Annotated in this window: 19 protein-coding genes and 1 tRNA gene; 9 read left to right on the plus strand and 11 right to left on the minus strand. The window is 73.2% G+C overall.

The window, feature by feature from the left end; translation table 11 throughout:
* The first annotated feature begins 118 nt into the window (after positions 1-118).
* Complete coding sequence (gene corA / locus ACIQKA_RS25340) at positions 119-1,114, plus strand: magnesium/cobalt transporter CorA (RefSeq protein WP_383155032.1); 996 nt, start codon at positions 119-121, stop codon at positions 1,112-1,114.
* Between the two features lie 133 nt (positions 1,115-1,247).
* Here corA and ACIQKA_RS25345 read toward each other — a convergent pair whose 3' ends face one another.
* Complete coding sequence (locus ACIQKA_RS25345) at positions 1,248-2,033, minus strand: ferritin-like domain-containing protein (RefSeq protein ID WP_383155035.1); 786 nt, start codon at positions 2,031-2,033, stop codon at positions 1,248-1,250.
* A 272-nt stretch (positions 2,034-2,305) separates the two neighbouring features.
* Positions 2,306-3,355: an LLM class F420-dependent oxidoreductase gene (locus tag ACIQKA_RS25350; RefSeq protein ID WP_383155038.1), complete on the minus strand. Its 1,050-nt coding sequence runs from the start codon at positions 3,353-3,355 to the stop codon at positions 2,306-2,308.
* A 129-nt stretch (positions 3,356-3,484) separates the two neighbouring features.
* Here ACIQKA_RS25350 and ACIQKA_RS25355 point away from each other — a divergent pair, with 129 nt between their 5' ends.
* Together ACIQKA_RS25355 and ACIQKA_RS25360 are read left to right on the plus strand one after the other, a co-directional pair.
* On the plus strand, positions 3,485-4,462 hold the full coding sequence (locus ACIQKA_RS25355) for an aldo/keto reductase (protein ID WP_390112267.1): 978 nt from the start codon (positions 3,485-3,487) through the stop codon (positions 4,460-4,462).
* The gene (locus ACIQKA_RS25360) at positions 4,459-6,810 is read left to right on the plus strand and encodes a helix-hairpin-helix domain-containing protein (protein WP_402542469.1); all 2,352 of its coding nucleotides are present in this window, start codon (positions 4,459-4,461) and stop codon (positions 6,808-6,810) included. The genes ACIQKA_RS25355 and ACIQKA_RS25360 overlap by 4 nt, the downstream gene beginning before the upstream one ends.
* Positions 6,811-6,912: 102 nt before the next feature.
* Here the strand turns inward: ACIQKA_RS25360 and ACIQKA_RS25365 are convergent, their stop codons facing one another.
* Positions 6,913-7,578, minus strand: coding sequence for a hypothetical protein (locus ACIQKA_RS25365; protein WP_383155046.1), 666 nt, complete (start codon positions 7,576-7,578; stop codon positions 6,913-6,915).
* A 47-nt stretch (positions 7,579-7,625) separates the two neighbouring features.
* On the opposite strand from ACIQKA_RS25365, the gene ACIQKA_RS25370 reads away from it, so the two are divergent.
* A complete protein-coding gene (locus ACIQKA_RS25370; protein ID WP_073915128.1) occupies positions 7,626-7,814 on the plus strand; it encodes a DUF5703 family protein in 189 nt (62 codons plus the stop codon).
* 103 nt (positions 7,815-7,917) lie between these two features.
* Here ACIQKA_RS25370 and ACIQKA_RS25375 read toward each other — a convergent pair whose 3' ends face one another.
* From ACIQKA_RS25375 to ACIQKA_RS25385, 3 genes are all read right to left on the minus strand, one after another.
* Positions 7,918-8,601, minus strand: coding sequence for a chaplin family protein (locus ACIQKA_RS25375; protein ID WP_391096073.1), 684 nt, complete (start codon positions 8,599-8,601; stop codon positions 7,918-7,920).
* 140 nt (positions 8,602-8,741) lie between these two features.
* Positions 8,742-8,975, minus strand: coding sequence for a chaplin ChpH (gene chpH / locus ACIQKA_RS25380; RefSeq protein ID WP_030218232.1), 234 nt, complete (start codon positions 8,973-8,975; stop codon positions 8,742-8,744).
* A 153-nt stretch (positions 8,976-9,128) separates the two neighbouring features.
* Entirely contained in the window at positions 9,129-10,454 is a 1,326-nt protein-coding gene (locus ACIQKA_RS25385) for a M20/M25/M40 family metallo-hydrolase (RefSeq protein WP_383155051.1), read from the minus strand.
* Positions 10,455-10,663: 209 nt separating this feature from the next.
* Here ACIQKA_RS25385 and ACIQKA_RS25390 point away from each other — a divergent pair.
* Together ACIQKA_RS25390 and ACIQKA_RS25395 are read left to right on the plus strand one after the other, a co-directional pair.
* Positions 10,664-10,751, plus strand: a tRNA-Leu gene (locus ACIQKA_RS25390).
* 84 nt (positions 10,752-10,835) lie between these two features.
* A complete protein-coding gene (locus tag ACIQKA_RS25395; RefSeq protein ID WP_402542471.1) occupies positions 10,836-11,762 on the plus strand; it encodes a pseudouridine synthase in 927 nt (308 codons plus the stop codon).
* On the opposite strand, the gene ACIQKA_RS25400 is transcribed toward ACIQKA_RS25395, so the two are convergent.
* The 4 genes from ACIQKA_RS25400 to ACIQKA_RS25415 form a co-directional block, all read right to left on the minus strand.
* Entirely contained in the window at positions 11,746-12,375 is a 630-nt protein-coding gene (locus ACIQKA_RS25400; protein WP_383155057.1) for an MBL fold metallo-hydrolase, read from the minus strand. The genes ACIQKA_RS25395 and ACIQKA_RS25400 overlap by 17 nt on opposite strands.
* Entirely contained in the window at positions 12,375-13,460 is a 1,086-nt protein-coding gene (locus ACIQKA_RS25405) for an S-(hydroxymethyl)mycothiol dehydrogenase (RefSeq protein ID WP_402542473.1), read from the minus strand. Before ACIQKA_RS25405 ends, ACIQKA_RS25400 begins: the two co-directional genes overlap by 1 nt.
* 112 nt (positions 13,461-13,572) lie before the next feature.
* Positions 13,573-15,045, minus strand: a complete 1,473-nt coding sequence (locus ACIQKA_RS25410; RefSeq protein WP_390112249.1) for an amino acid permease — start codon at positions 15,043-15,045, stop codon at positions 13,573-13,575.
* 167 nt (positions 15,046-15,212) lie between these two features.
* A complete protein-coding gene (locus ACIQKA_RS25415) occupies positions 15,213-15,914 on the minus strand; it encodes a FadR/GntR family transcriptional regulator (protein WP_383155064.1) in 702 nt (233 codons plus the stop codon).
* 189 nt (positions 15,915-16,103) lie between these two features.
* Here ACIQKA_RS25415 and ACIQKA_RS25420 point away from each other — a divergent pair, with 189 nt between their 5' ends.
* Genes ACIQKA_RS25420 through ACIQKA_RS25430 form a run of 3 tightly spaced genes read left to right on the plus strand, consistent with a single transcriptional unit; the run spans position 16,104 to position 18,559 of the window.
* Positions 16,104-16,625: a gluconokinase gene (locus ACIQKA_RS25420; protein ID WP_383155067.1), complete on the plus strand. Its 522-nt coding sequence runs from the start codon at positions 16,104-16,106 to the stop codon at positions 16,623-16,625.
* Positions 16,626-16,677: 52 nt separating this feature from the next.
* Positions 16,678-18,075 carry a gluconate:H+ symporter gene (locus ACIQKA_RS25425; RefSeq protein WP_402542476.1) on the plus strand — a complete coding sequence of 466 codons (1,398 nt, stop codon included), beginning with the start codon at positions 16,678-16,680 and terminating at the stop codon, positions 18,073-18,075.
* 52 nt (positions 18,076-18,127) lie between these two features.
* Positions 18,128-18,559 (plus strand): ASCH domain-containing protein, encoded by a 432-nt coding sequence (locus tag ACIQKA_RS25430; RefSeq protein WP_383155073.1) that lies wholly within the window; start codon positions 18,128-18,130, stop codon positions 18,557-18,559.
* 151 nt (positions 18,560-18,710) lie between these two features.
* On the opposite strand, the gene ACIQKA_RS25435 is transcribed toward ACIQKA_RS25430, so the two are convergent.
* Positions 18,711-20,366, minus strand: coding sequence for an FAD-binding dehydrogenase (locus tag ACIQKA_RS25435; protein ID WP_402542477.1), 1,656 nt, complete (start codon positions 20,364-20,366; stop codon positions 18,711-18,713).
* Positions 20,367-20,454: the final 88 nt, after the last annotated feature.

Genomic DNA, 20,454 nt, shown 5'->3' on the forward strand with positions numbered 1-20,454 from the left:
CACGCGCGGAGGACGCGGAGGATGCGGTGCGTCCGGTGGCCCCGTGCCCGCGCGCGTGCGGAGCGCCGGAGGCCCGCGCGAGCCGTACGCATGCATGGCGGGGGCGTTCGGGGGGAGAATGCGCCCCGTGATCGTGGACTCTGCCATCTACCGGGACGGGCGCCGCACGGACGGGCCCTCCGACCTTTCGGAGGCCCTGGGGGAGGCGCGGTCGACGGGCGACGACGCGTTCCTGTGGGTGGGCCTGCACGAGCCCACGGAGGAGGAGTTCGACCACGTCGCCTCGGAGTTCGCGCTGCACCCGCTGGCCGTGGAGGACGCCCTGAAGGCCCACCAGCGGCCCAAGCTGGAGGTCTACGACGACTCGCTGTTCATGGTGCTGAAGCCGGTCGTGTACGAGCCGGAGAGCGACCGGGTCTCCTCGGGCGAGCTGATGGTGTTCGTGGGCGACTCGTTCGTGGTCACGGTCCGGCACGGCGAGGGGGCCCCGCTGGCGGAGGTGCGCCGGCGTCTGGAGGCCGACCCCGAGGTCCTGAAGCACGGGCCGACGGCGGTCCTGTACGCGGTGAGCGACGCGATCGTGGACCACTACCTGGAGATCGCGGGCGAGCTCCAGGTGGACCTGGAGGAGCTGGAGGCGGACGTCTTCGCGCCGACCGGGGACGCGGCCTCCAACACGGCGGCGCGGATCTACACGGCGAAGCGGCAGGTCCTGGAGTTCCGGCGGGCCAGCGGTCCGCTGGCCGGGCCGATGGCCCGGCTCACGGCGGGGGCGGTGCCGTTCGTGAACGAGCACTCGCAGCCGTTCTTCCGGGACGTCAACGACCACCTGCTGCGCTCCAACGAGCAGGTGGAGGGCCTGGACCGGCTCCTGTCCGACGTGCTCTCGGCCCATCTGGCGCAGATGGGGGTGCGGCAGAACGACGACATGCGGAAGATCTCGGCGTGGGCGGCCATGGCCGCGGTCCCCACCATGGTGGCGGGGATCTACGGCATGAACTTCGAGCACATGCCGGAGCTGCGCTGGGGCATGGGGTATCCGGCGGTGATCCTGGTGATGACGGGCATCGTGGTGGTCCTGTACCGGATGTTCAAGCGACGCGGCTGGATGTAGGTCCCGCTCGTCCGGGCGGGCGGGCGGGCGGGGGAACGTTCGTCCGGGCGGGGCGGCGGACGCGGGACCCTTCGTCCGGGCCGGACTGCGGACGCGGGAACGTTTCCGCCGCGCCGCCGCGCCGGAACCCGGCTCAGAAGGCGGGGGCGGGGGCCGCCGGTCCTCCGAGGGCGTCGAGCCGCTCGGGCATCCTGAGGTCGATCATCTTGTGCCACCCGGCGACGCGCTCGTACGCGTACATGGCGTGGATGCCGGCGGCGAGGGCGAGGGCCTTGGGCTTCGGCCAGTTCAGGACGCGGCCCATGTGGCGCATCACGGCGAGGCTGACGTCGCGGTAGACCTGGATCTCGACGAGGGCGGACTCGCGCAGGGTCCGCTGGATCAGCCGGCCGTGGCCCTGGCGGGCGAGCCGGAGCAGCTCCTCGTGGCAGTAGGCGAGGTGGTTCGCCTCGTCGTTGTCGATCATGTGGATGGCCCTGCCCAGTTCGGGGTGGTCCCCGAAGTACGTGACGAGCATGTCCATCTGGTCGGCGGCCCGCTGCTCGGTGACCCGGCTGTGGGCGAGGTAGACGATGATGTCCCGCTCGGTCAGCGGCTCGTCGCGGCGGAGCTTGTCGTGCGCGAGGCCGATGCCGCGCTGTTCGAGGAGCATCGTGTAGTCGGTGTCGGGGGGCACCGGGACGGGTTCGAGGCCGCGCTTCCTCATCAACGCGTTGAAGATCCGGCCGTGCTTGTCCTCGTCGGCGCCGTGCCGGACGATCTTGGGCGCGAGTTCGCGCATCCCGGGGGCGACGAGCGCCGCGATCCGGCCGTTCTCCCAGCCGCCCTGGGCCTCGCCGCTCGCCGCGATCGAGCAGAAGAGCCGGAAGGACTCGTCGTCGTCGATGATTTCCTGGAACAGGCCCTTGGCCGTGAGCATCGCCGCCACCTCCGTGCGGACGTTCGCACTCCGGTACGTCCGGGGAGCACCCCGTCCGGGGAGAACGAGTCAAGTCCGGTCCGGGGCGGCGGGCAACACGGGGGCGGGAGCGGTTCGGCCGAAAGAGTGAGCCCCGAGGGCGTAACCAGGGGCCCGCCGGAGCCGTTGTGCTGCGTGACGGCCGTGGCGGGGAAGACCCCCGAGCCCCCACCACGGCCGCAGACCCCACCGGCGGCTCCGTACGGGACATCCCGTACGGAGCCGCCGGCGCGTCACGCCAGTCCCGCCCGCTCCAGGGCCTCGACGCCCGCCCGCAGGGCCGCCACCCGCTCGTCCAGGGTGAAGCCGGCCGGGGCGACGGTGAGGGTGGTGACCCCGGCCGCGGCGTAGGCGGCCATCCGGTCCGCGATCCGCTCGACGGAACCGAGCAGGGTGGTCCGGTCGATCAGCGAGTGCGGCACGGCGGCCGCGGCCCCCGTCTTGTCGCCGGCCAGGTACTTGTCCTGGACCTCGGCGGCCTCCTTCTCGTACCCCATGCGCCGCGCGAGCTGGTTGTAGAAGTTCTGCTTGCGGCTGCCCATGCCGCCGACGTAGAGGGCGGTGTACGGCCGGAACACGTCGGCGAGCGCGTCGACGTCGTCGCCGAGGGCGAGCGGCACGGTGGGACAGACGTCGAAGCCGTCCATGGTCAGGCCGGCCTTCTCGCGGCCCGCGCGGATGTGCCGCAGGGCCGTGTCCTCCAGGTGGTCGGCGGAGGGGAAGATCAGCAGGGCGCCGTCGGCGATCTCGCCGGTCTGCTCCAGGTTCTTGGGGCCGATCGCGGCGATGTAGAGCGGGATGTGCTCGCGCTGCGGGTGCACGGTGAGCTTGAGGGACTTGCCGGGGCCGTCCGGGAGCGGGAGGGTCCAGTGCTCGCCCTCGTGGCTCAGGCGCTCGCGGGTCATGGCCTTGCGGACGATCTCGACGTACTCGCGGGTCCGGGCGAGCGGCTTGTCGAACTTCACGCCGTACCAGCCCTCGGAGACCTGGGGGCCGGAGACGCCGAGGCCGAGGCGGAAGCGGCCGCCGCTGAGCGAGTCGAGGGTGGCGGCGGTCATCGCCGTCATGGCGGGCTGCCGGGCCGGGATCTGCATGATCGCGGAGCCGACGTCGATCCGCTCGGTCTTCGCCGCCACCCAGGCGAGGACGGTGGGCGCGTCGGAGCCGTAGGCCTCGGCGGCCCAGCAGACGTCGTACCCGAGGCGGTCCGCCTCCTGCGCGACGGCGAGGTTGTCGCCGTCCATACCGGCGCCCCAGTAGCCGAGGTTGATGCCGAGCCGCATTCCACGCACCCCTTACCCATCGGTAACGTCTCTGTGGGCCGGACTCTAGCGCGCGGTCGGCGCCTCCGACAGGACGTGGTTGTCCACAGCCCCTCTCCGCGTGGTGCCCCGGCCAGTAATCTCGCGCCCATGGAGCAGAGGCATCTCGGACGTACGGGCCTGCGTGTGTCGCGGATCGGACTCGGCACCCTGACCTGGGGCCGGGACACCGACGAGCAGGACGCCGCCGGGCAGCTGAAGGCGTTCTGGGACGCCGGCGGCACGCTCGTGGACACCGCCGACGTGTACGGCGGCGGCGAGGCGGAGTACCTGCTCGGGCGCCTCATGGAGCGGCTCGTGTCCCGGCAGGACCTCGTCCTGTCGACCAAGGCGGGCAGCGTTCCCGACCCCGACCGGCGCACGGACGGCTCGCGCGGACACCTGCTCGCCGCGCTCGACGCCTCCCTCGCCCGGCTCGGCACGGACCACGTGGACCTGTGGCAGCTCCACGCCTTCGATCCCCACACGCCCCTGGAGGAGTCCCTCCAGGCGCTCGACATCGCCGTGCGCAGCGGACGGGCCCGGTACGCGGGCGTGGCGAACTTCTGCGGCTGGCAGCTCGCCAAGGCGGGCACCTGGCAGCTCGGCGGGGACCGGACCCGGCTCGCGGGCGCGCAGCTGGAGTACTCGCTGCTCCAGCGGGGCGTGGAGCGCGAGGTGCTGCCCGCCGCCCTGGACCTCGGGATAGGGCTGCTGCCCTCCTCGCCGCTGGGGCGCGGCGTCCTGACCGGGAAGTACCGGGGCGGGACGCCGGCGGACTCGCGGGGCGCGTCGGAGACGATGGCGCCGTTCGTGGAGCCGTACCTGGACGACGCGGCGGGCCGGATCGTGGACGCGGTGACGACGGCGGCCGACGGCCTCGCGACGACCCCGCTGCACGTGGCGCTCGCCTGGGTCCGCGACCGGCCCGGGGTGACCGCCCCGATCGTCGGCGCGCGCACGTCGCGGCAGCTCGCGGCCGCGTTGTCGGTGGAGGCGCTTAGTCTTCCTGACGAGATCTGTCGGGCGCTGGACGACGTGTCGGCGCCCGTGCACCGCTATCCGGATCACGACTGGAGCACCTTGTGACCGAGCCTTCCGGGGAGACCGCGCCCGAGGCACCCGAGGACGTGGAGCCCGCCGAGGACGTACGGGAGGGGACCGAGACGGCCGGGGAGGCCGGGACGGCCCCGGACGACGCGCCGGAGGGGACCGACGTGCCGGGGACGACCGACGTGACGGGGAGCGCGCCGGGGACGACCCACGTGGTGGGGAGCGCGGCGGAGACGGCCGATGCGACGGAGGACGCCCCGGAGACGGGGGACGCGCCGGAGACGGCCGATGCGACGGGGAGCGCGACGGAGGACGCGCCCGAGGAGGCCGACGCGCCGGAGGAGGCCGGGGAGGCCTCCGGGGAGCCGGGCCCGGACGCCGGGAAGACCGGCGGCTCCGGTGACGCGCCCGAGCTGAGCGAGGCGCAGGCCGAGCTGGCCGCGCAGCGGGAGCTGCGGGCGAGGATCGAGGCGCGGAAGGCCGGGAAGGAGGGCCCGGTCGCGGCCGGCACCAAGCTGAGCGGGACCGCCGCAGACCTCCTCGCGGCGGTCCGGGCCGTGGAGGGCGGTGCGGCCAGGGGCAGTGCCTTCTACGAGGCGGCCGACCCGGTGCCCCGGCCCCCCGCCCCCGAACGGGCCCCGGTGGCGGCCCCCCGCTCCCCCGCACCCGAGCACCCCACGGCTCCGGCGCCCGCCACCACGGCCGCCGTCCACGAGGTCCTGGCCAGGGGCGGCGCCCCGGAGACGCTGGCCGGGCCGGTGGCCGCCGCGCTCGGCGAGGGCGCGGCCGCGGCGCTGTCCGACGACCCCTGGCAGCTCCTCGCGGTGGCGGGGGTGCGGCCCGAGCAGGCCGACGGCTTCGCGCGGGCGCTCCTCGGACCCGACTGCGGCCCCGGCGACCCGCGCCGGACGGTCGCCCTCACCGTGTGGCTCCTGGAGCGGGCCGCGCTCCGAGGGCACACCGCCCTGGAGGCCGGGGCCGTGTGCGCCGGGCTCGCCGCGCACTCCGTGCCCGACCCCGAGGAGGCGGTCGACACGGCGGTCTCCGAGGGAGCGGTCCACCTCTTCCGGGAGGAGCGGGAGGAAGCCCCGGCGGAGGAGCCCGGCGAGGACGCGGACGGGGCGGCGGACGAGAGCGGGGAGGGCGGCGGGGAACCGCCCGCACTGCTCGGTCTCGACCGGTACGCGCTCGCGGAGGAGAGCCTCGCGGAGGGCCTCGCCCGCCTCGTCAGGACGGCCGTGCCCGACGCCTGGGAGGGCTCCGAGCTCGAACGCGCCGCCGGCGCGCACGGCCTCGTCCTGCACACCGGCGGCGAGACCGCCCGCGCCGAGCCGGTGGCGCTCGCGGCGGCGGCCCGGGAGCGGGGACTGCGCGCCCTGGTCGCGGTCCACTCCGACGGCGGGCGGCGGGCGCTCGGCGCCGCGGGGACGGAGGCCGTGACGGTCGCCGCCCTGCTGTCCGGGGCGGCCGGACCGGGCCGGGACGAGGACGGGGCCTTCGCCCTGGACGTCCTGGTGGTGCTCGACGCGCCGCAGCTCGACGTGGAGACGGCCGCGACGCTCGTGGAGTCGCTGCCGGACGGCTGCCGTCTGGTCCTGAGCGGCGACCCGGAGGTCCTCGGGGCCCCGGGCGCGGGCCGGGTCTTCGCCGACGCGCTCGCGGCCGGGGTGTGCCCCCGGATCGCCTCGCGCGTCCCCGATCCGGGACCGCTCGGCGAACTGGTGTCGGGCATCGGCGCCGGCGAACTGAACCAGGTCGAGGCCCCCGGCAAGGAGGTCGTCATCGTCCCGGTGCGGGACGCGGGCGAGGCCGTGCACCGCACCGTCCAGCTGGTGGCCGACTCGGTGCCCCGGGCGATCGGGGTGCCGCCGGAGCGGACGCAGGTCGTCACGGTCGGCCACGGCGGCTCGGCCGGCACGCGCGCGCTGAACGCCGCCCTCAAGCAGCGGCTCAACCCCGGCCCCGGCCGGTTCGGCGGCTACGACCCGGGCGACCGGGTGGCGTACGCGCCGGTGCCGGGGCGGACGGTCACCGGCACGGTCCTCTCGGCCGACGCCGAGGGCCTGCGGCTGCGCTGCGGGGAGGACGAGGTCCTCGTACCGAAGGAGCGGGTGGAGTCGGCGCTGCGGCACGGCTGGGCGCTCACCGCGCACCAGGCGGCCGGGACGCGGTGGCCCGCGGTGGTCGCGGTGCTGCCCGGGGACGCGGCCGGGGGCCTGAGCCGGCCGTGGGTGTACACGGCCTTCGGCCGGGCGGAGCGCCATCTGTCGGTCGTGCACGGCGTGGACCAGGCGCTGCCCCGGGCGGTGGCCGAGGGGGTGGCGCCGGAGCGCACGACCCGGCTGCGGCCGCTCCTGGAGGGGCTGCTCGCCGCCGGGGAGTAGGGCGGCGCGGGAACGACGGGAGGGCCGGGACGCCCCGTACGGCATCCCGGCCCTCCCGTGTGTGCGGCTCCGCGCCGCCGCCTCCCCGCGGCGGCCCGGAGGTCAGGCGCGGGCCCTCCCGGACGGACCGGGGCCGCCGCGGTCGTCGCCGTCCGCGTCCTCGTCGAAGACGGAACTGACGTCGAAGCGGCAGACGATCCGCTCGGGGTCGGCGTGCTCGAAGGGGGCGTTGAGCCACTCCCCCGGTTCGGGGAGTTCGTCGGCCGCGACGACCCAGAGCGTGGAGTCGCCCTCCTCCAGGCCGAAGTCCTTGTGCCGGGAGGCGATCTCGTCCGGTTCGTACTCGCCGAAGAGCACGCCGAGCGCGGCGAGGGGCGAGACCCCGGCCTTGGCGGCCGCCCCGGTGACGTCCTCGCCGCCGGCCTCGGCGACGCGGCGGGCCTGGGCGAGCAGCCGCCGGGGTTCCGCCACGGCGTAGTCGCGGCGGATCAGGAGGCTGAGGGCGTGGGGCTCGTCGGGCCCGGTGTAGGGCGGCAGGGAGCCGTCCGCGCCGGGGATCTCGAAGGGGGTGACCTCGTCGTAGTGGTCGTAGAGGAGTTCGTCGTAGGTCTCGGCCGCCGAGGCCAGGGCGTTGAAGGCCTCGTAGACGGCCGGGTCGTCGTCCCCCGTGCGGCGTTCGACCGCCGCGAGGTGACGGTCCAGTGCGGCTTTGACCGCCTCGGCGGCGGCACGTACCTCGGCAGCGGTGGGCTGCGCAGCATCAGACATGGGACAGACGCTATCCGTACCGGGGCCGTGCCCGCACAATAGATGCGATGCCGGAATACGAATTTGTCGACGTGTACGTGCCGCGCGGCGTCTCCCGCAAGGAGGCGACGCGCCTGCTGACCGACCATGCCGAGTACGGACACTGGGAGTTGGACCGTCTGACCCTGCACCGGGACGGGAGCCGCAGAGTGCGGCTGAAACGGCGGATCATCCGCCAGGTCAGGGCGACCTGGTAGACCGGAGGACGACGAGAAGGGGCCCCGCGGTGTGCGGGGCCCCTGTGCGTGGCGCGCGTCCGTGCGTGGTGCTCGTCACACGGCCCCGGGCCGTGCGGCGGGCTCAGGCGGCGCGGCGGGCGCGGCGGTAGATCAGCGAACCGGCGAGCAGCAGTCCGGCGCCGGCGGGGACGATCACGCCGAGCGGCCCGGAGCCGGTCTCGGCGAGCTCCTCGACGGCCCTCGGTGTCGTTCCGGTGTGCGTGCCGGGGGTGTTCGACCCGCCGTCGGTGCCGGGGGTGCCCGGGTTTCCGGGGGTGCCCGGGTTACCCGGGTTTCCGGGGTTCTCCGGGGTCTCCGGATTCCCCGGCCGCGTCGGCTCGACGCCGTTGCCGCAGTCGTTGCCCGCGGCCGGGTCGAGGAGCCCGATGACCGAGACGCTGTTGCCGCACACGTTCACCGGGACGTCGACCGGCACCTGGACGTTGTTGCCGGAGCCCACGCCGGGCGAGCCGCTCGTGTGGCCCCCGGCGGACGATCCGCCCCCGGGCCCGCCCGGTCGGGAGACGTTGGCGCACTTGTTGCCCATCGCCGGATTCAGGAGTCCGACGACGCTGACGGTGTTCCCGCAGGCGTTCACCGGCACGTGGACCGGGACCTGGACGGAGTTCCCGGACGCGACGCCCGGGGAGTTCACGGCCGCGCCGTTCGCACCGGAGTCGGCGTGCGCATAACCGCCGCCGACCGCGGCGAAGACGCCGCCGGCGGCCGCAACGGTGATGAGGCCCTTGCGCGTGACCTGTCGCATAGCTTGTTCCCTGCCTGCTCGGCTTCCAAAGGGTGCCACCGGGCGGAGGGCCCGGGGCGGAAATGGCCACCGGCCCCGGAGTGCATGGCACGCACTCCGGGGCCGGACCGGCTCACGCCCTCACGGGGCGGGGCACGACGTCAGGCGTTGACGCAGGTGTTGCCGAAGGCGGGGTTCAGCAGGCCGATCACGGAGACCGTGTTGCCGCACAGGTTCACGGGAACGTGAACCGGCACCTGGACGACGTTGCCCGAGAGGACACCGGGGGAACCGATGGCCGCACCCTGGGCACCCGCGTCGGCAACGGCCATGCCCGCACCCGCGAGAACGAGACCGCCAGTGGCAGCCGCAGCAGCGACGACCTTCTTGATCATTATTCCTCCTAGTTGGCAATGCGGCCCCAGCCGCGGACCGCACACCTGTAACGAGGGGGAGGGGTGGGGGCTACGAGCCCCCGGGTTCATTCACTCTTTTCGGGCAAAAGCGAACGCGCGGACGAATTCGGCGCGCGTCGGCGGCGGGGGCGCTCAGGAGGCGTCCAGGAAGCGGTCCAGGACGCGGGCGCCGAACTTGAGGCCCTCGACCGGGACCCGCTCGTCCACGCCGTGGAACATGCCGGCGAAGTCGAGCTCCGGCGGGAGCTGGAGCGGGGCGAAGCCGAAGCAGCGGATGCCGAGGTCGTCGAAGGACTTGGCGTCGGTGCCGCCGGAGAGCATGTACGGCACGGCGCGGGCGATCGGGTCCTCGGCGCGCAGGGCCAGCTGCATGGCGTCCACCAGGGCGCCGTCGAAGCTGGTCTCCAGGGCCTTGTCGCCGTGCACGTCCTCGCGCCTCACGCGGGGGCCGAGGATCCGGTCGAGGTCGGCCAGGAACTCCTGCTCGTACCCGGGCAGGAAGCGGCCGTCGACGTGGGCCGTGGCCTGGCCGGGGATCACGTTCACCTTGTAGCCGGCGCCGAGCATGGTCGGGGCGGCCGAGTTGCGCAGGGTGGCCCCGATCATCTTGGCGATGCCGCCGAGCTTGGCGAGGGTGGCGTCCATGTCCTCGGGGTCGAGGGGGGTGCCCAGGGCGTCCGAGAGCTCGTCCAGGAAGGACCGGACGGTCTTGGTGACCCTCACCGGCCACTGGTGGCGGCCGAGGCGGCCCACGGCCTCGCAGAGTTCCGTGATGGCGTTGTCGTTGTTGGTCATCGAGCCGTGGCCCGCGGTGCCCTCGACGGTCAGCCGCATCCAGTGCATGCCCTTCTGGGCCGTCTCCACCAGGTAGAGCCGCAGGTTCTCGTTGACGGTGAAGGAGAAGCCGCCGACCTCGCCGATCGCCTCGGTGACCCCCTCGAAGAGGTCCCGGTGCTCGTCGACCAGGTACCGGGCGCCGTGGGTGCCGCCGGCCTCCTCGTCGGCGAGGAAGGCGACGACGACGTCGCGCGGGGGCTTGCGGCCGCTGCGCATCCGGTCCCGCACGACCGCGAGGGTCATCGCGTCCATGTCCTTCATGTCGACGGCGCCGCGGCCCCAGACGCAGCCGTCGGCGATCTCGCCGGAGAAGGGGTGGTGGGTCCAGTCCTCGGCGTTGGCCGGGACGACGTCGGTGTGGCCGTGGATCAGCAGGGCGGGCCGCGACGGGTCCTCACCCTCGATCCGGGCGACGGTGGAGGCCCGGCCCCGGTGCGACTCGAAGACCTTCGGTTCGAGGCCGACCTCGGCCAGCTTCTCGGCGACGTACTCCGCCGCCGCCCGCTCTCCCGGCCCCGAGTGGTCTCCGTAGTTGCTGGTGTCGATGCGGATGAGGTCGCGACAGAGGTCGACTACCTCGTCCTCGCCGCGGACGCTCCCGGCCGTGTTCGACTCGCTCACGCTGCTTCCTCCCACTACGTGCCCCCACGTGATCGCTGGTGGTCACCCCCCATCCTCCCGCGTGGCCCCCTCGTGCCCCAAGGCCGCCCGCCGACCGTCATGCGGCTGTCACATGCCGGGGGCCGCCCGGGGTGGTGATCGACCACCCCGAATGTTTGCTATGGTTTTCCTCGTCGGAAGGGCCCAGCGGCCAGGAAGACAGACACCTTGTCCGGGTGGCGGAATGGCAGACGCGCTAGCTTGAGGTGCTAGTGCCCTTTATCGGGCGTGGGGGTTCAAGTCCCCCCTCGGACACCACACGGAGTCCCGGTCGAGATCTTCTCGGCCGGGACTTTCGCATGGGCGCGCACGCGCGCGTACGGACGGCCACGAGGCGGAGCGGTGAGACGCAGGACCAGGCCCCCGGTGTCGCCGCTGCCCCAGCGGGACGGGATCGATCCCGTACGGGTGCGGCTTCCGGAGGATCCGGACGGCGCCTGGGCGACCGTGCGGGACCACCTGCTCGACCGGTACGGGACCGCCGTCGGGGTCGGGCGGGTCGAGGAGATGCTGCGGGAGGCGCGGTTCGTCGGGGTCGACGGGCCGGTCTCCGGGGACGAGCCGTACGCCGCGGGGCGGTGGCTCTGGTTCCACCGGGACTTCCCGCCGGAGACGCCGGTGCCGTTCGGGGTCGGGGTCGTGTACCGGGACGAGCGGATCGTGGTGGCCGACAAGCCGCACTTCCTGGCGACGATGCCCCGGGGGCGGCACGTCACGGAGACCGCGACGGCGCGGCTGCGGCGGGACCTGGGGCTGCCCCGGCTCCAGCCCGCGCACCGGCTCGACCGGCTGACGGCGGGGCTTGTCCTCTTCGTCGTGCGGGAGGAGGACCGGGGGGCGTACCAGACGCTGTTCCGGGACCGGGCGGTGCGCAAGGAGTACGAGGCGGTGGCGCCGTACGACCCGGCGGTGCGGCTGCCGGTGACGGTGCGGAGCCGGATCGAGAAGGAGCGCGGGGTGATGGCCGCCCGGGAGGTGCCGGGCGAGCCGAACGCCGAGAGCCGGATCGAGCTGGTCGCGCACGCGGGCGGGCTCGGCCGGTACCGGCTGGTGCCGGTGACCGGGCGGACGCACCAGCTGCGGGTGCACATGAACGCGCTCGGGCTGCCGATCCTGCACGATCCGGTCTATCCGGTGGTCCGTGAGGACGGGCCGGAGGACTTCGGGCGCCCGCTGGGCCTGCTGGCCCGGACGCTGGAGTTCTCCGACCCGTTCTCGGGCCGTGCGGTGCGGTTCGAGAGCCGGCTGCGGCTCAGTGGCCCCGGCTGATCCACTCCTGGAGGTGGGGGGCCTCGGCGCCGACGGTGGTGGTGTCGCCGTGGCCGGTGCGCACCACCGTCTCCGGCGGCAGGGTCAGGAGCTTGTCCCGGATCGAGTCGACGATCGTGGGGAAGTCCGAGAAGGACCGGCCGGTGGCGCCGGGGCCGCCCTGGAAGAGGGTGTCGCCGGTGAAGACCGTGCCGAGCTCCGGTGCGTACAGGCTGACCGCTCCCGGGGCGTGGCCCGGGGTGTGCAGGACCGTGAGGTCGGTGCCGGCGATGGTGAGGACCTGGCCGTCGGCGAGGTCGCCGTCCGGGCTGTGATCGGGGTGGGTCTGCTTCCACAGCGGCAGGTCGGCGGGGTGGAGCAGGATGCGGGCGCCGGTGGCGGCGGCGAGCGCCGGGGCCGCGTCCACGTGGTCGTTGTGGGCGTGGGTGCAGACGATGGCGCGCAGGGTGCGTCCGTCGAGCGCGGCGAGGATGGCCCCGGCGTCGTGGGCGGCGTCGATGACGATCGCCTCGGTGTCGTCGCCGACGATCCAGACGTTGTTGTCGACGTCCCAGGTGCCGCCGTCGAGGCTGAAGGTGCCGGAGGTGACGAGGTGGTCGATCCGGGCGGCCATCACAGCACCACCACCGAGCGGAGGACGTCGCCCTCGTGCATGCGGGCGAAGGCCTTCTCGACCTCGTCGAGGCCGATGGTCTCGGTGACGAAGGCCGCGAGGTCGATGCGGCCCTGCTGGTGCAGGTCGACGAGCATCGGGAAGTCGCGGGAGGGCAGGCAGTCGCCGTACCAGGAGGACTTGAGCGCGCCGCCGCGGCCGAAGACGTCGAGGAGGGGCAGTTCGAGCTTCATCTCGGGGGTGGGGACGCCGACGAGGACGACGGTGCCGGCGAGGTCGCGGGCGTAGAAGGCCTGCTCGTACGTCTCCGGGCGGCCGACGGCCTCGATGACGACGTCGGCGCCGAAGCCGCCGGTGAGTTCGCGGATCGCCTCGACGGGTTCGGTGGAACGGGAGTTGACGGTATGGGTGGCGCCCATCGCCTTCGCCGTCTCCAGCTTCCGGTCGTCGATGTCGACGGCGATGATCTTCGCCGCTCCGGCGAGGCGGGAGCCGACGACCGCCGCGTCGCCGACGCCGCCGCAGCCGATGACGGCGACGGTGTCGCCGCGGCCGACGTTCCCGGTGTTGAGGGCGGCGCCGATGCCGGCCATGACGCCGCAGCCGAGGAGGCCCGCGACCTCGGGGGCGACGGCGGGGTCGACCTTGGTGCACTGGCCGGAGGCGACGAGGGTCTTCTCGGCGAAGGCGCCGATGCCGAGGGCCGGGGAGAGCTCCGTGCCGTCGAGCAGGGTCATCCTCTGCTGCGCGTTGTGGGTGTCGAAGCAGTACCAGGGGCGGCCGCGCAGGCAGGCGCGACAGGTGCCGCACACGGCGCGCCAGTTGAGGATCACGAAGTCGCCGGGGGCGACGTCGGTGACGCCCTCGCCGACCGACTCGACGATTCCGGCGGCCTCGTGGCCGAGGAGGAAGGGGAACTCGTCGTTGATGCCGCCCTGCTTGTAGTGGAGGTCCGTGTGGCAGACGCCGCACGCCTGGATCTTCACGACGGCCTCGCCGGGGCCGGGATCGGGGATCACGATCGTCTCGACCCGTACCGGTTCGTTCCTGCCGGGGGCGATGACCCCCTGGACGTGCTGCGGCATCGCGAACTTCCCTCTCTGCGAACGGATCTTGCAAGGCTCCTGCGTACCACTATCTCCCGACAAAGCGCGAGACCCCCGCAGGCCGTGCTTGCGGGGGCCCTGTGACGGTACGTCAGTCGCGCGGGGAACCGGCGGTCGCGCGGACCCGGCCGCGGACCAGGAACCAGCCGCCGACGAGGGCCGCCGCGACGAGCGGGAGGCAGTTCACGGTGGTGCGGCTGATGCCCTCGTCCATCCACATCAGGACGAGGACGGAGCCGAGGAAGAGCAGGGTCACGATCTGGGTGTAGGGGGCCCAGGGCAGCCGGTAGGCGGGGCGGGCGAGCCCGCCCCGCTCGGCCCGGCGCCAGAACAGCAGCGAGCAGACCATGATCATGGCCCAGGTGCCGATGATGCCGATCGAGGCGAAGTTGAGGACCAGCTCGAAGGCCTCGCCGGGCATGACGTAGTTGAGGGCGACGCCGAGGACGCCGAAGCCCGCGGTGAGCAGGATGCCGCCGTAGGGGACGCCGCCCTTGTTCATGACGCCGGTGAAGCGGGGCGCGGAGCCGGCCAGCGACATGGAGCGCAGGATGCGGCCGGTGGAGTACAGGCCCGAGTTGAGGCTGGAGAGGGCGGCGGTGAGGACGACCAGGTTCATCACGCCGGCGGCGCCGGGGATCCCCAGCTTGTCGAAGACGGTGACGAAGGGGCTCTGGTCGCCGGAGTAGGCCGTGTACGGCAGGAGGAGGGCGAGCAGGACGACGGAGCCGACGTAGAAGAGGCCCACGCGCCACATGATCGAGTTGATCGCCTTCGGCATGATCTTCTCGGGATTCTCGGTCTCGCCGGCGGCGACGCCGCACAGTTCGACGGAGGCGTAGGCGAAGACGACGCCCTGGATGAGCAGCAGCATCGGCATCGTGCCCGCGGGGAAGACGCCGCCGTTGTCGGTGATGGTGCCGAGGCCCGGGGTGTGGCCGCCGACGTCGTGGGAGGTCACGACGAGGAAGATGCCGACCAGCATGAAGGCGACCAGGGCGGCGACCTTGACGATGGCGAACCAGAACTCCATCTCGCCGAAGTACCTCACGGAGATGAGGTTGGCGGCGAGGACGACCGCGAGGGCGATCAGGGCGAGGATCCACTGCGGGACGTCGCTGAACATCGACCAGAAGTGGGCGTAGGTGGCGGCCGCGGTGATGTCGGCGACGGCGGTGGTCGACCAGTTGAGGAAGTAGAGCCAGCCGGCCGTGTAGGCGCCCTTCTCGCCCATGAACTCGCGCGCGTAGGAGACGAAGGCGCCGGAGGAGGGGCGGTAGAGCACCAGCTCGCCGAGGGCCCGCACCACGAAGAAGGCGAAGACGCCGCAGACGGCGTAGGCGATGAAGAGGGAGGGCCCGGCCTGGGACATGCGGCCGCCGGCGCCCAGGAAGAGCCCGGTGCCGATGGCGCCGCCGATGGCGATCATGTTGATGTGCCGGGACTTGAGGTCCTTGCGGTATCCGGCGTCGCCGGCGTCGACGTGGGGGGTGGCGGCCGTGGGCCCGCCGGATGCCGCCGGTGCGGCGGACGGCGGGTCGGCCGCGGTGACGCGGTCACTCATGGAGTTGTTCGCCTTCGTGAGGGGGGCGGTGCGGTACCCGGTCGCACTCGGTGGGGGGTCTCCCCGGTACGACCAGCGCACATCCTCACGGCACGGGGCGGTGACTGACTGTGGCGCATGTCACTGAACGCCCATATTTGAGCTAGTTCAGAGCTTGCGTCCGGTCGTCAGGGGGCGAGGACGTCCAGCTCCTGGAGGGCGCCGACGGCGATCTGGCGGGTCAGCTCCTCGGCGCGGGCCGCGTCCCGCTCCCGCACGGCCTCGGCGACCTGGACGTGGAGGGTGACGGCGGCCGGGTCCGGGTCCTCGAACATCACGTGGTGGTGGGTGCGGCCGGTGAGGACCTCCGCGACGACGTCGCCGAGGCGGGCGAACATCTCGTTGCCCGAGGCGTTGAGGACGACCCGGTGGAAGGCGATGTCGTGGACGAGGTACTCCTCCAGGCGCCGGCCGCGCGAGGTGGCGACCATGCCGAGGGCCTCCTCGGTGAGCTCCCGGCACTGCTCGGGGGTGGCGTTCACGGCGGCGAGGCCGGCGGCGACGGGCTCGACGGCGGAGCGGAGCACGGTGAGCGAGCGGAGCTGGCGGGGGCGGTCGGCGCCGGCCAGGCGCCAGCGGATGACCTGGGGGTCGTACACGTTCCAGCTCGCGGTGGGGAGCACGGTGACGCCGACCCGGCGGCGGGACTCGACGAGGTGCATGGACTCCAGGACCCGGACGACCTCGCGGACCACGGTCCGGGAGACGTCGAAGCGCCGGGCCAGTTCGTCGGTGCGCAGCACGGTGCCGGGCGGGTACTCCCCCGCCGTGATCGCGAGGCCCAGGGTGGCCAGGACGTGGGAGTGGAGCCCCTGGGCCTGTGTCGTCATGGGGATCAGCCTATGCGGGTACGCGGGGGTGGACACGGCAGGAGCGGGGGCCGGGGCGGCCTCCGGAGCAAGATCCGGAATTAAAAGTACTACTTTTATGTCACAGTCCCTTGAATACGTCGTACTCCATGGGTTTCATGAGCGCGACGGACAACGGAATCGATGTCGAAGAAGACAGCGAGGCACTCCATGAGCAGCACCCCCCAGGCCCCTCCCGTCGTCGTCGTGATGGGCGTCGCGGGGACCGGCAAGACCACCATCGGTCCGCTGGTCGCCGAGGCCCTCGGCCTCCCCTACGCCGAGGGCGACGACTTCCACCCGGCGGCGAACGTCGCCAAGATGTCGGCCGGCGTCCCGCTGGACGACGAGGACCGGGGCCCCTGGCTCGACGCCATCGGGGAGTGGGCGCACGGCCGGGCCGGGCTCGGCGGCGTGGTGAGCAGCTCCGCGCTGAAGCGGGCGTACCGGGACCGGCTGCGTGCCGCCGCGCCCGGCGTCGTCTTCCTCCATCTGACCGGCGACCGGGAGCTCATCGAGGGCCGGATGGCCGCGCGCAAGGGGCACTTCATGCCGACGGCGCTGCTCGATTCCCAGTTCGCCACCCTGGAGCCGCTCCGGGCCGACGAGGCCGGCGTCGCCGTCGACGTGTCCGGCACCCCCGAGGAGATCACCGCCCGCGCCGTCGCCGCACTGCGCGGCCGGACCGACTGACCCCCTCCGCCCCCTTCCCCTCCTTTCTCCTGCCCGTACGAAGGACACCACCGTGACCAGTCTCAGCGTCGAGATCCTGGCAGCGGACGCCGCCGAACCGATCACCTCGGCAGGCAACGCCCAGCTCGGGATCGCCGTGCTCGCCGGCATCGCCGTCATCGTCCTGCTCATCACCAAGTTCAAGCTGCACGCGTTCCTGGCGCTGACCATCGGGTCCCTCGCGCTCGGCGCGTTCGCGGGCGCGCCGCTCGCGGACACCATCAAGTCCTTCACCACCGGCCTCGGCGCCACCGTCGCCGGCGTGGGCGTGCTGATCGCCCTCGGCGCCATCCTCGGCAAGCTGCTCGCGGACTCCGGCGGCGCGGACCAGATCGTCGACACGATCCTGGCGAGGGCGAGCGGCCGGGCCATGCCGTGGGCGATGGTGCTCATCGCCTCCGTGATCGGCCTGCCGCTCTTCTTCGAGGTCGGCATCGTGCTGCTGATCCCGGTCGTGCTGCTGGTCGCCAAGCGCGGCAACTACTCCCTGATGCGGATCGGCATCCCGGCCCTCGCCGGCCTCTCCGTGATGCACGGGCTCATCCCGCCGCACCCCGGCCCGCTCGTCGCGATCGACGCGGTCGGCGCCAACCTGGGCGTCACCCTCGCCCTCGGCCTCGTCGTCGCGATACCGACCGTGATCATCGCCGGTCCGGTCTTCTCCCGGTACGCGGCCCGCTGGGTGGACATCCCGGCCCCCGAGAACATGATCCCCACCCGGCCCTCCGAGGACCTGGAGAAGCGTCCCGGCTTCGGCGTCACCGTCGCGACCGTGCTGCTCCCGGTCGTCCTGATGCTGGTGAAGGCGCTCGTCGACATCGTCGTGGACGACCCCGAGAACGGCGTCCAGAAGGTCACCGACGTCATCGGCTCGCCGCTGATCGCGCTGCTCGCCGCGGTCATGGTCGCGCTCTTCACCCTGGGCCGGGCGGCCGGCTTCACCAAGGAGCGCCTGTCCTCGACCGTCGAGAAGTCCCTCGCCCCGATCGCGGGCGTCCTGATGATCGTCGGCGCGGGCGGCGGCTTCAAGCAGACCCTGATCGACATCGGGGTCGGGCAGATGATCCTGGACTTCTCCGAGAGCTGGTCCATCCCGGCCCTGCTGCTCGCCTGGCTGATCGCGGTCGCGATCCGGCTCGCGACGGGCTCGGCGACGGTGGCGACGATCTCGGCGGCGGGGCTGGTGGCTCCGCTGGCGGAGGGCATGTCGACGGGCGAGACGGCGCTGCTCGTCCTCGCGATCGGCGCCGGTTCGCTCTTCTTCAGCCACGTCAACGACGCCGGGTTCTGGCTGGTGAAGGAGTACTTCGGCATGAACGTCGGCCAGACGATCAAGACCTGGTCGGTGATGGAGACGATCATCTCGGTCGTGGGCATCGTGTTCGTGCTGCTGCTGTCGCTGGTGTTGTAGCGGCGGCGGAATCCACCGGTGAGGGCCGGTCGTGGCTGACAGACTGTCGGCCATGACCGGCCCTCACGCGCTCAAGCCCTTCCTGCTCGCCTTCCCCGGCCCCCTGCGGGACCGGCTCGTCGCGGCGGTCCTCTCCGGCGAGAAGACCGCCACGACGGGACTCCTCCTGGAGTACGAGGCCGAGGGCGAGGAGCTGCCCGAGGTCGGCGAACGCTCGGCGGTCGTCGACTCGGACGGCCGCGAGGTGGCGGTCGTGGAGATCACGGAGGTCCAGGTGCTGCCCCTGCGCGACGCGGACCTCCGCCTCGCGCTCGGCGAGGGCGAGGGCCACCGGTCGGTCGCGGAGTGGCGCGCGGGCCACGAGGACTTCTGGCACGGCGAGGAGATGCGGGAGGCGCTGGGGGACCCGGAGTTCGTGGTGGACGGGGGGACGATGCTGGTGGTGGAGTGGTTCCGGGTGGTGGAGGTGCTCCGGGGGGCCTGAGGCCGGGCCGTCGTTTCCGGGGCCGGCCCCGCCGTGGGGTGCCCCGGCCCCTTTCCGGTCTCCCGGGGCACGGCCCCCGTCGTACTCCTCCCGCCGGCCCCGGCCCCGGCTTTCCCGGGCCCCGGTCCCGGTCCCGGTCCCGGTCCCGGTCTCAGCCCACCGCCTTCGCCGCCGCCCGGCCCGCCGCGCGGCCCGAGAAGATGCAGCCGCCGAGGAAGGTGCCTTCGAGGGAGCGGTAGCCGTGGACGCCGCCGCCGCCGAACCCGGCCGCCTCGCCCGCCGCGTACACGCCCTCCAGGGGTTCGCCGCCCTCCGTCAGGACGCGGGAGTCGAGGTCGGTCTCCAGGCCGCCGAGGGACTTGCGGGTGAGGATGCTGAGGCGCACGGCGATCAGCGGGCCCGCCCCGGGATCCAGGATGCGGTGCGGGGGCGCCGTGCGGATGAGCTTGTCGCCCAGGTACTTGCGGGCTCCCCGGATCGCCGTGACCTGGAGGTCCTTGGTGAACGGGTTGGCGATCTCTCGGTCGCGGGCGGTGATCTCGCGGCGCAGCGCGGCCTCGTCGATCAGCGGCGCGTCGGTGAGCGCGTTCATGCCCCGGACGAGGGCGGAGAGGTCCTTCTCCACGACGAAGTCGACGCCCTTGTCCATGAAGGCCCGGACGGGGCCGGGCACGTCCGCCCGCGCGCGCCCGATGACGTCGCGGACCGACTTGCCGGTCAGGTCCGGGTTCTGCTCGGAGCCCGAGAGGGCGAACTCCTTGCCGATGATCTTCTTGTCGAGGACGAACCAGGTGTGGTCGTGCCCGGTCCGCATGATGTGTTCGAGGGTGCCGAGGGTGTCGAAGCCGGGGAAGAGCGGCACGGGCAGGCGCTTGCCGGTGGCGTCGAGCCAGAGGCTGGACGGGCCGGGCAGGATGCGGATGCCGTGGCGGGCCCAGATGGGGTTCCAGTTCTCGATGCCCTCGGTGTAGTGCCACATCCGGTCGCGGTTGATGTGGCTGGCGCCGGCCTTCTCGGCGACGCCGAGCATGAGGCCGTCGACGTGCGCGGGGACGCCGGAGAGCAGCTTGGCGGGCGGGGTGCCGAGCCGGGAGGGCCACTGGGCGCGGACGAGGTCGTGGTTGCCGCCGATGCCGCCGGAGGTGACGATCACGGCCTGGGCGCGCAGTGCGAAGGAGCCGGTGGCCTCCCGGCCGCTGGCGGTGCCCCGGGGGACGGCGGAGGGTTCCAGGACCTCGCCGGTGACGGTGTCGACGGCTCCGCCGGTGCGGCCGAGGCCGGTGACGCGGTGGCGGAAGCGGAACCGGACCAGGCCCCGGGCGGCGCCCTCGCGGACCTTCCGCTCGAAGGGGGCGACGAGGCCGGGGCCCGTGCCCCAGGTGATGTGGAAGCGGGGGACGGAGTTGCCGTGCCCGGTGGCGTCGTAGCCGCCGCGCTCGGCCCAGCCGACGACGGGGAAGAAGCGCACCCCGCGCGCGTGGAGCCAGGCGCGCTTCTCGCCGGACGCGAAGTCGACGTACGCCTCGGCCCACTTCCTCGGCCAGTGGTCCTCGGTCCGGTCGAAGCCGGCGGTGCCGTACCAGTCCTGGAGGGCGAGGGCGTGGCTGTCCTTGACGCGCATGCGGCGCTGTTCGGGCGAGTCGACCAGGAAGAGGCCGCCGAAGGACCAGTGGGCCTGGCCTCCGAGGGACTGCTCGGGCTCCTGGTCGAGGAGGATCACGGTGCGGCCGGCGTCGACCAGTTCGGCGGTGGCGACGAGCCCGGCGAGACCGGCCCCGATCACGATCACATCAGCGTCGTAGGACATGGACCGCATCTTGGATACACCGGTGTATCCAGTCAACCGTTCGGACGCGGGGTCTCGCGGGGCGGCCCCTCCGGGTGGTCCCGCCGAG

Source organism: Streptomyces sp. NPDC092045 (assembly GCF_044756005.1).
Taxonomy (GTDB): Bacteria; Actinomycetota; Actinomycetes; order Streptomycetales; family Streptomycetaceae; genus Streptomyces.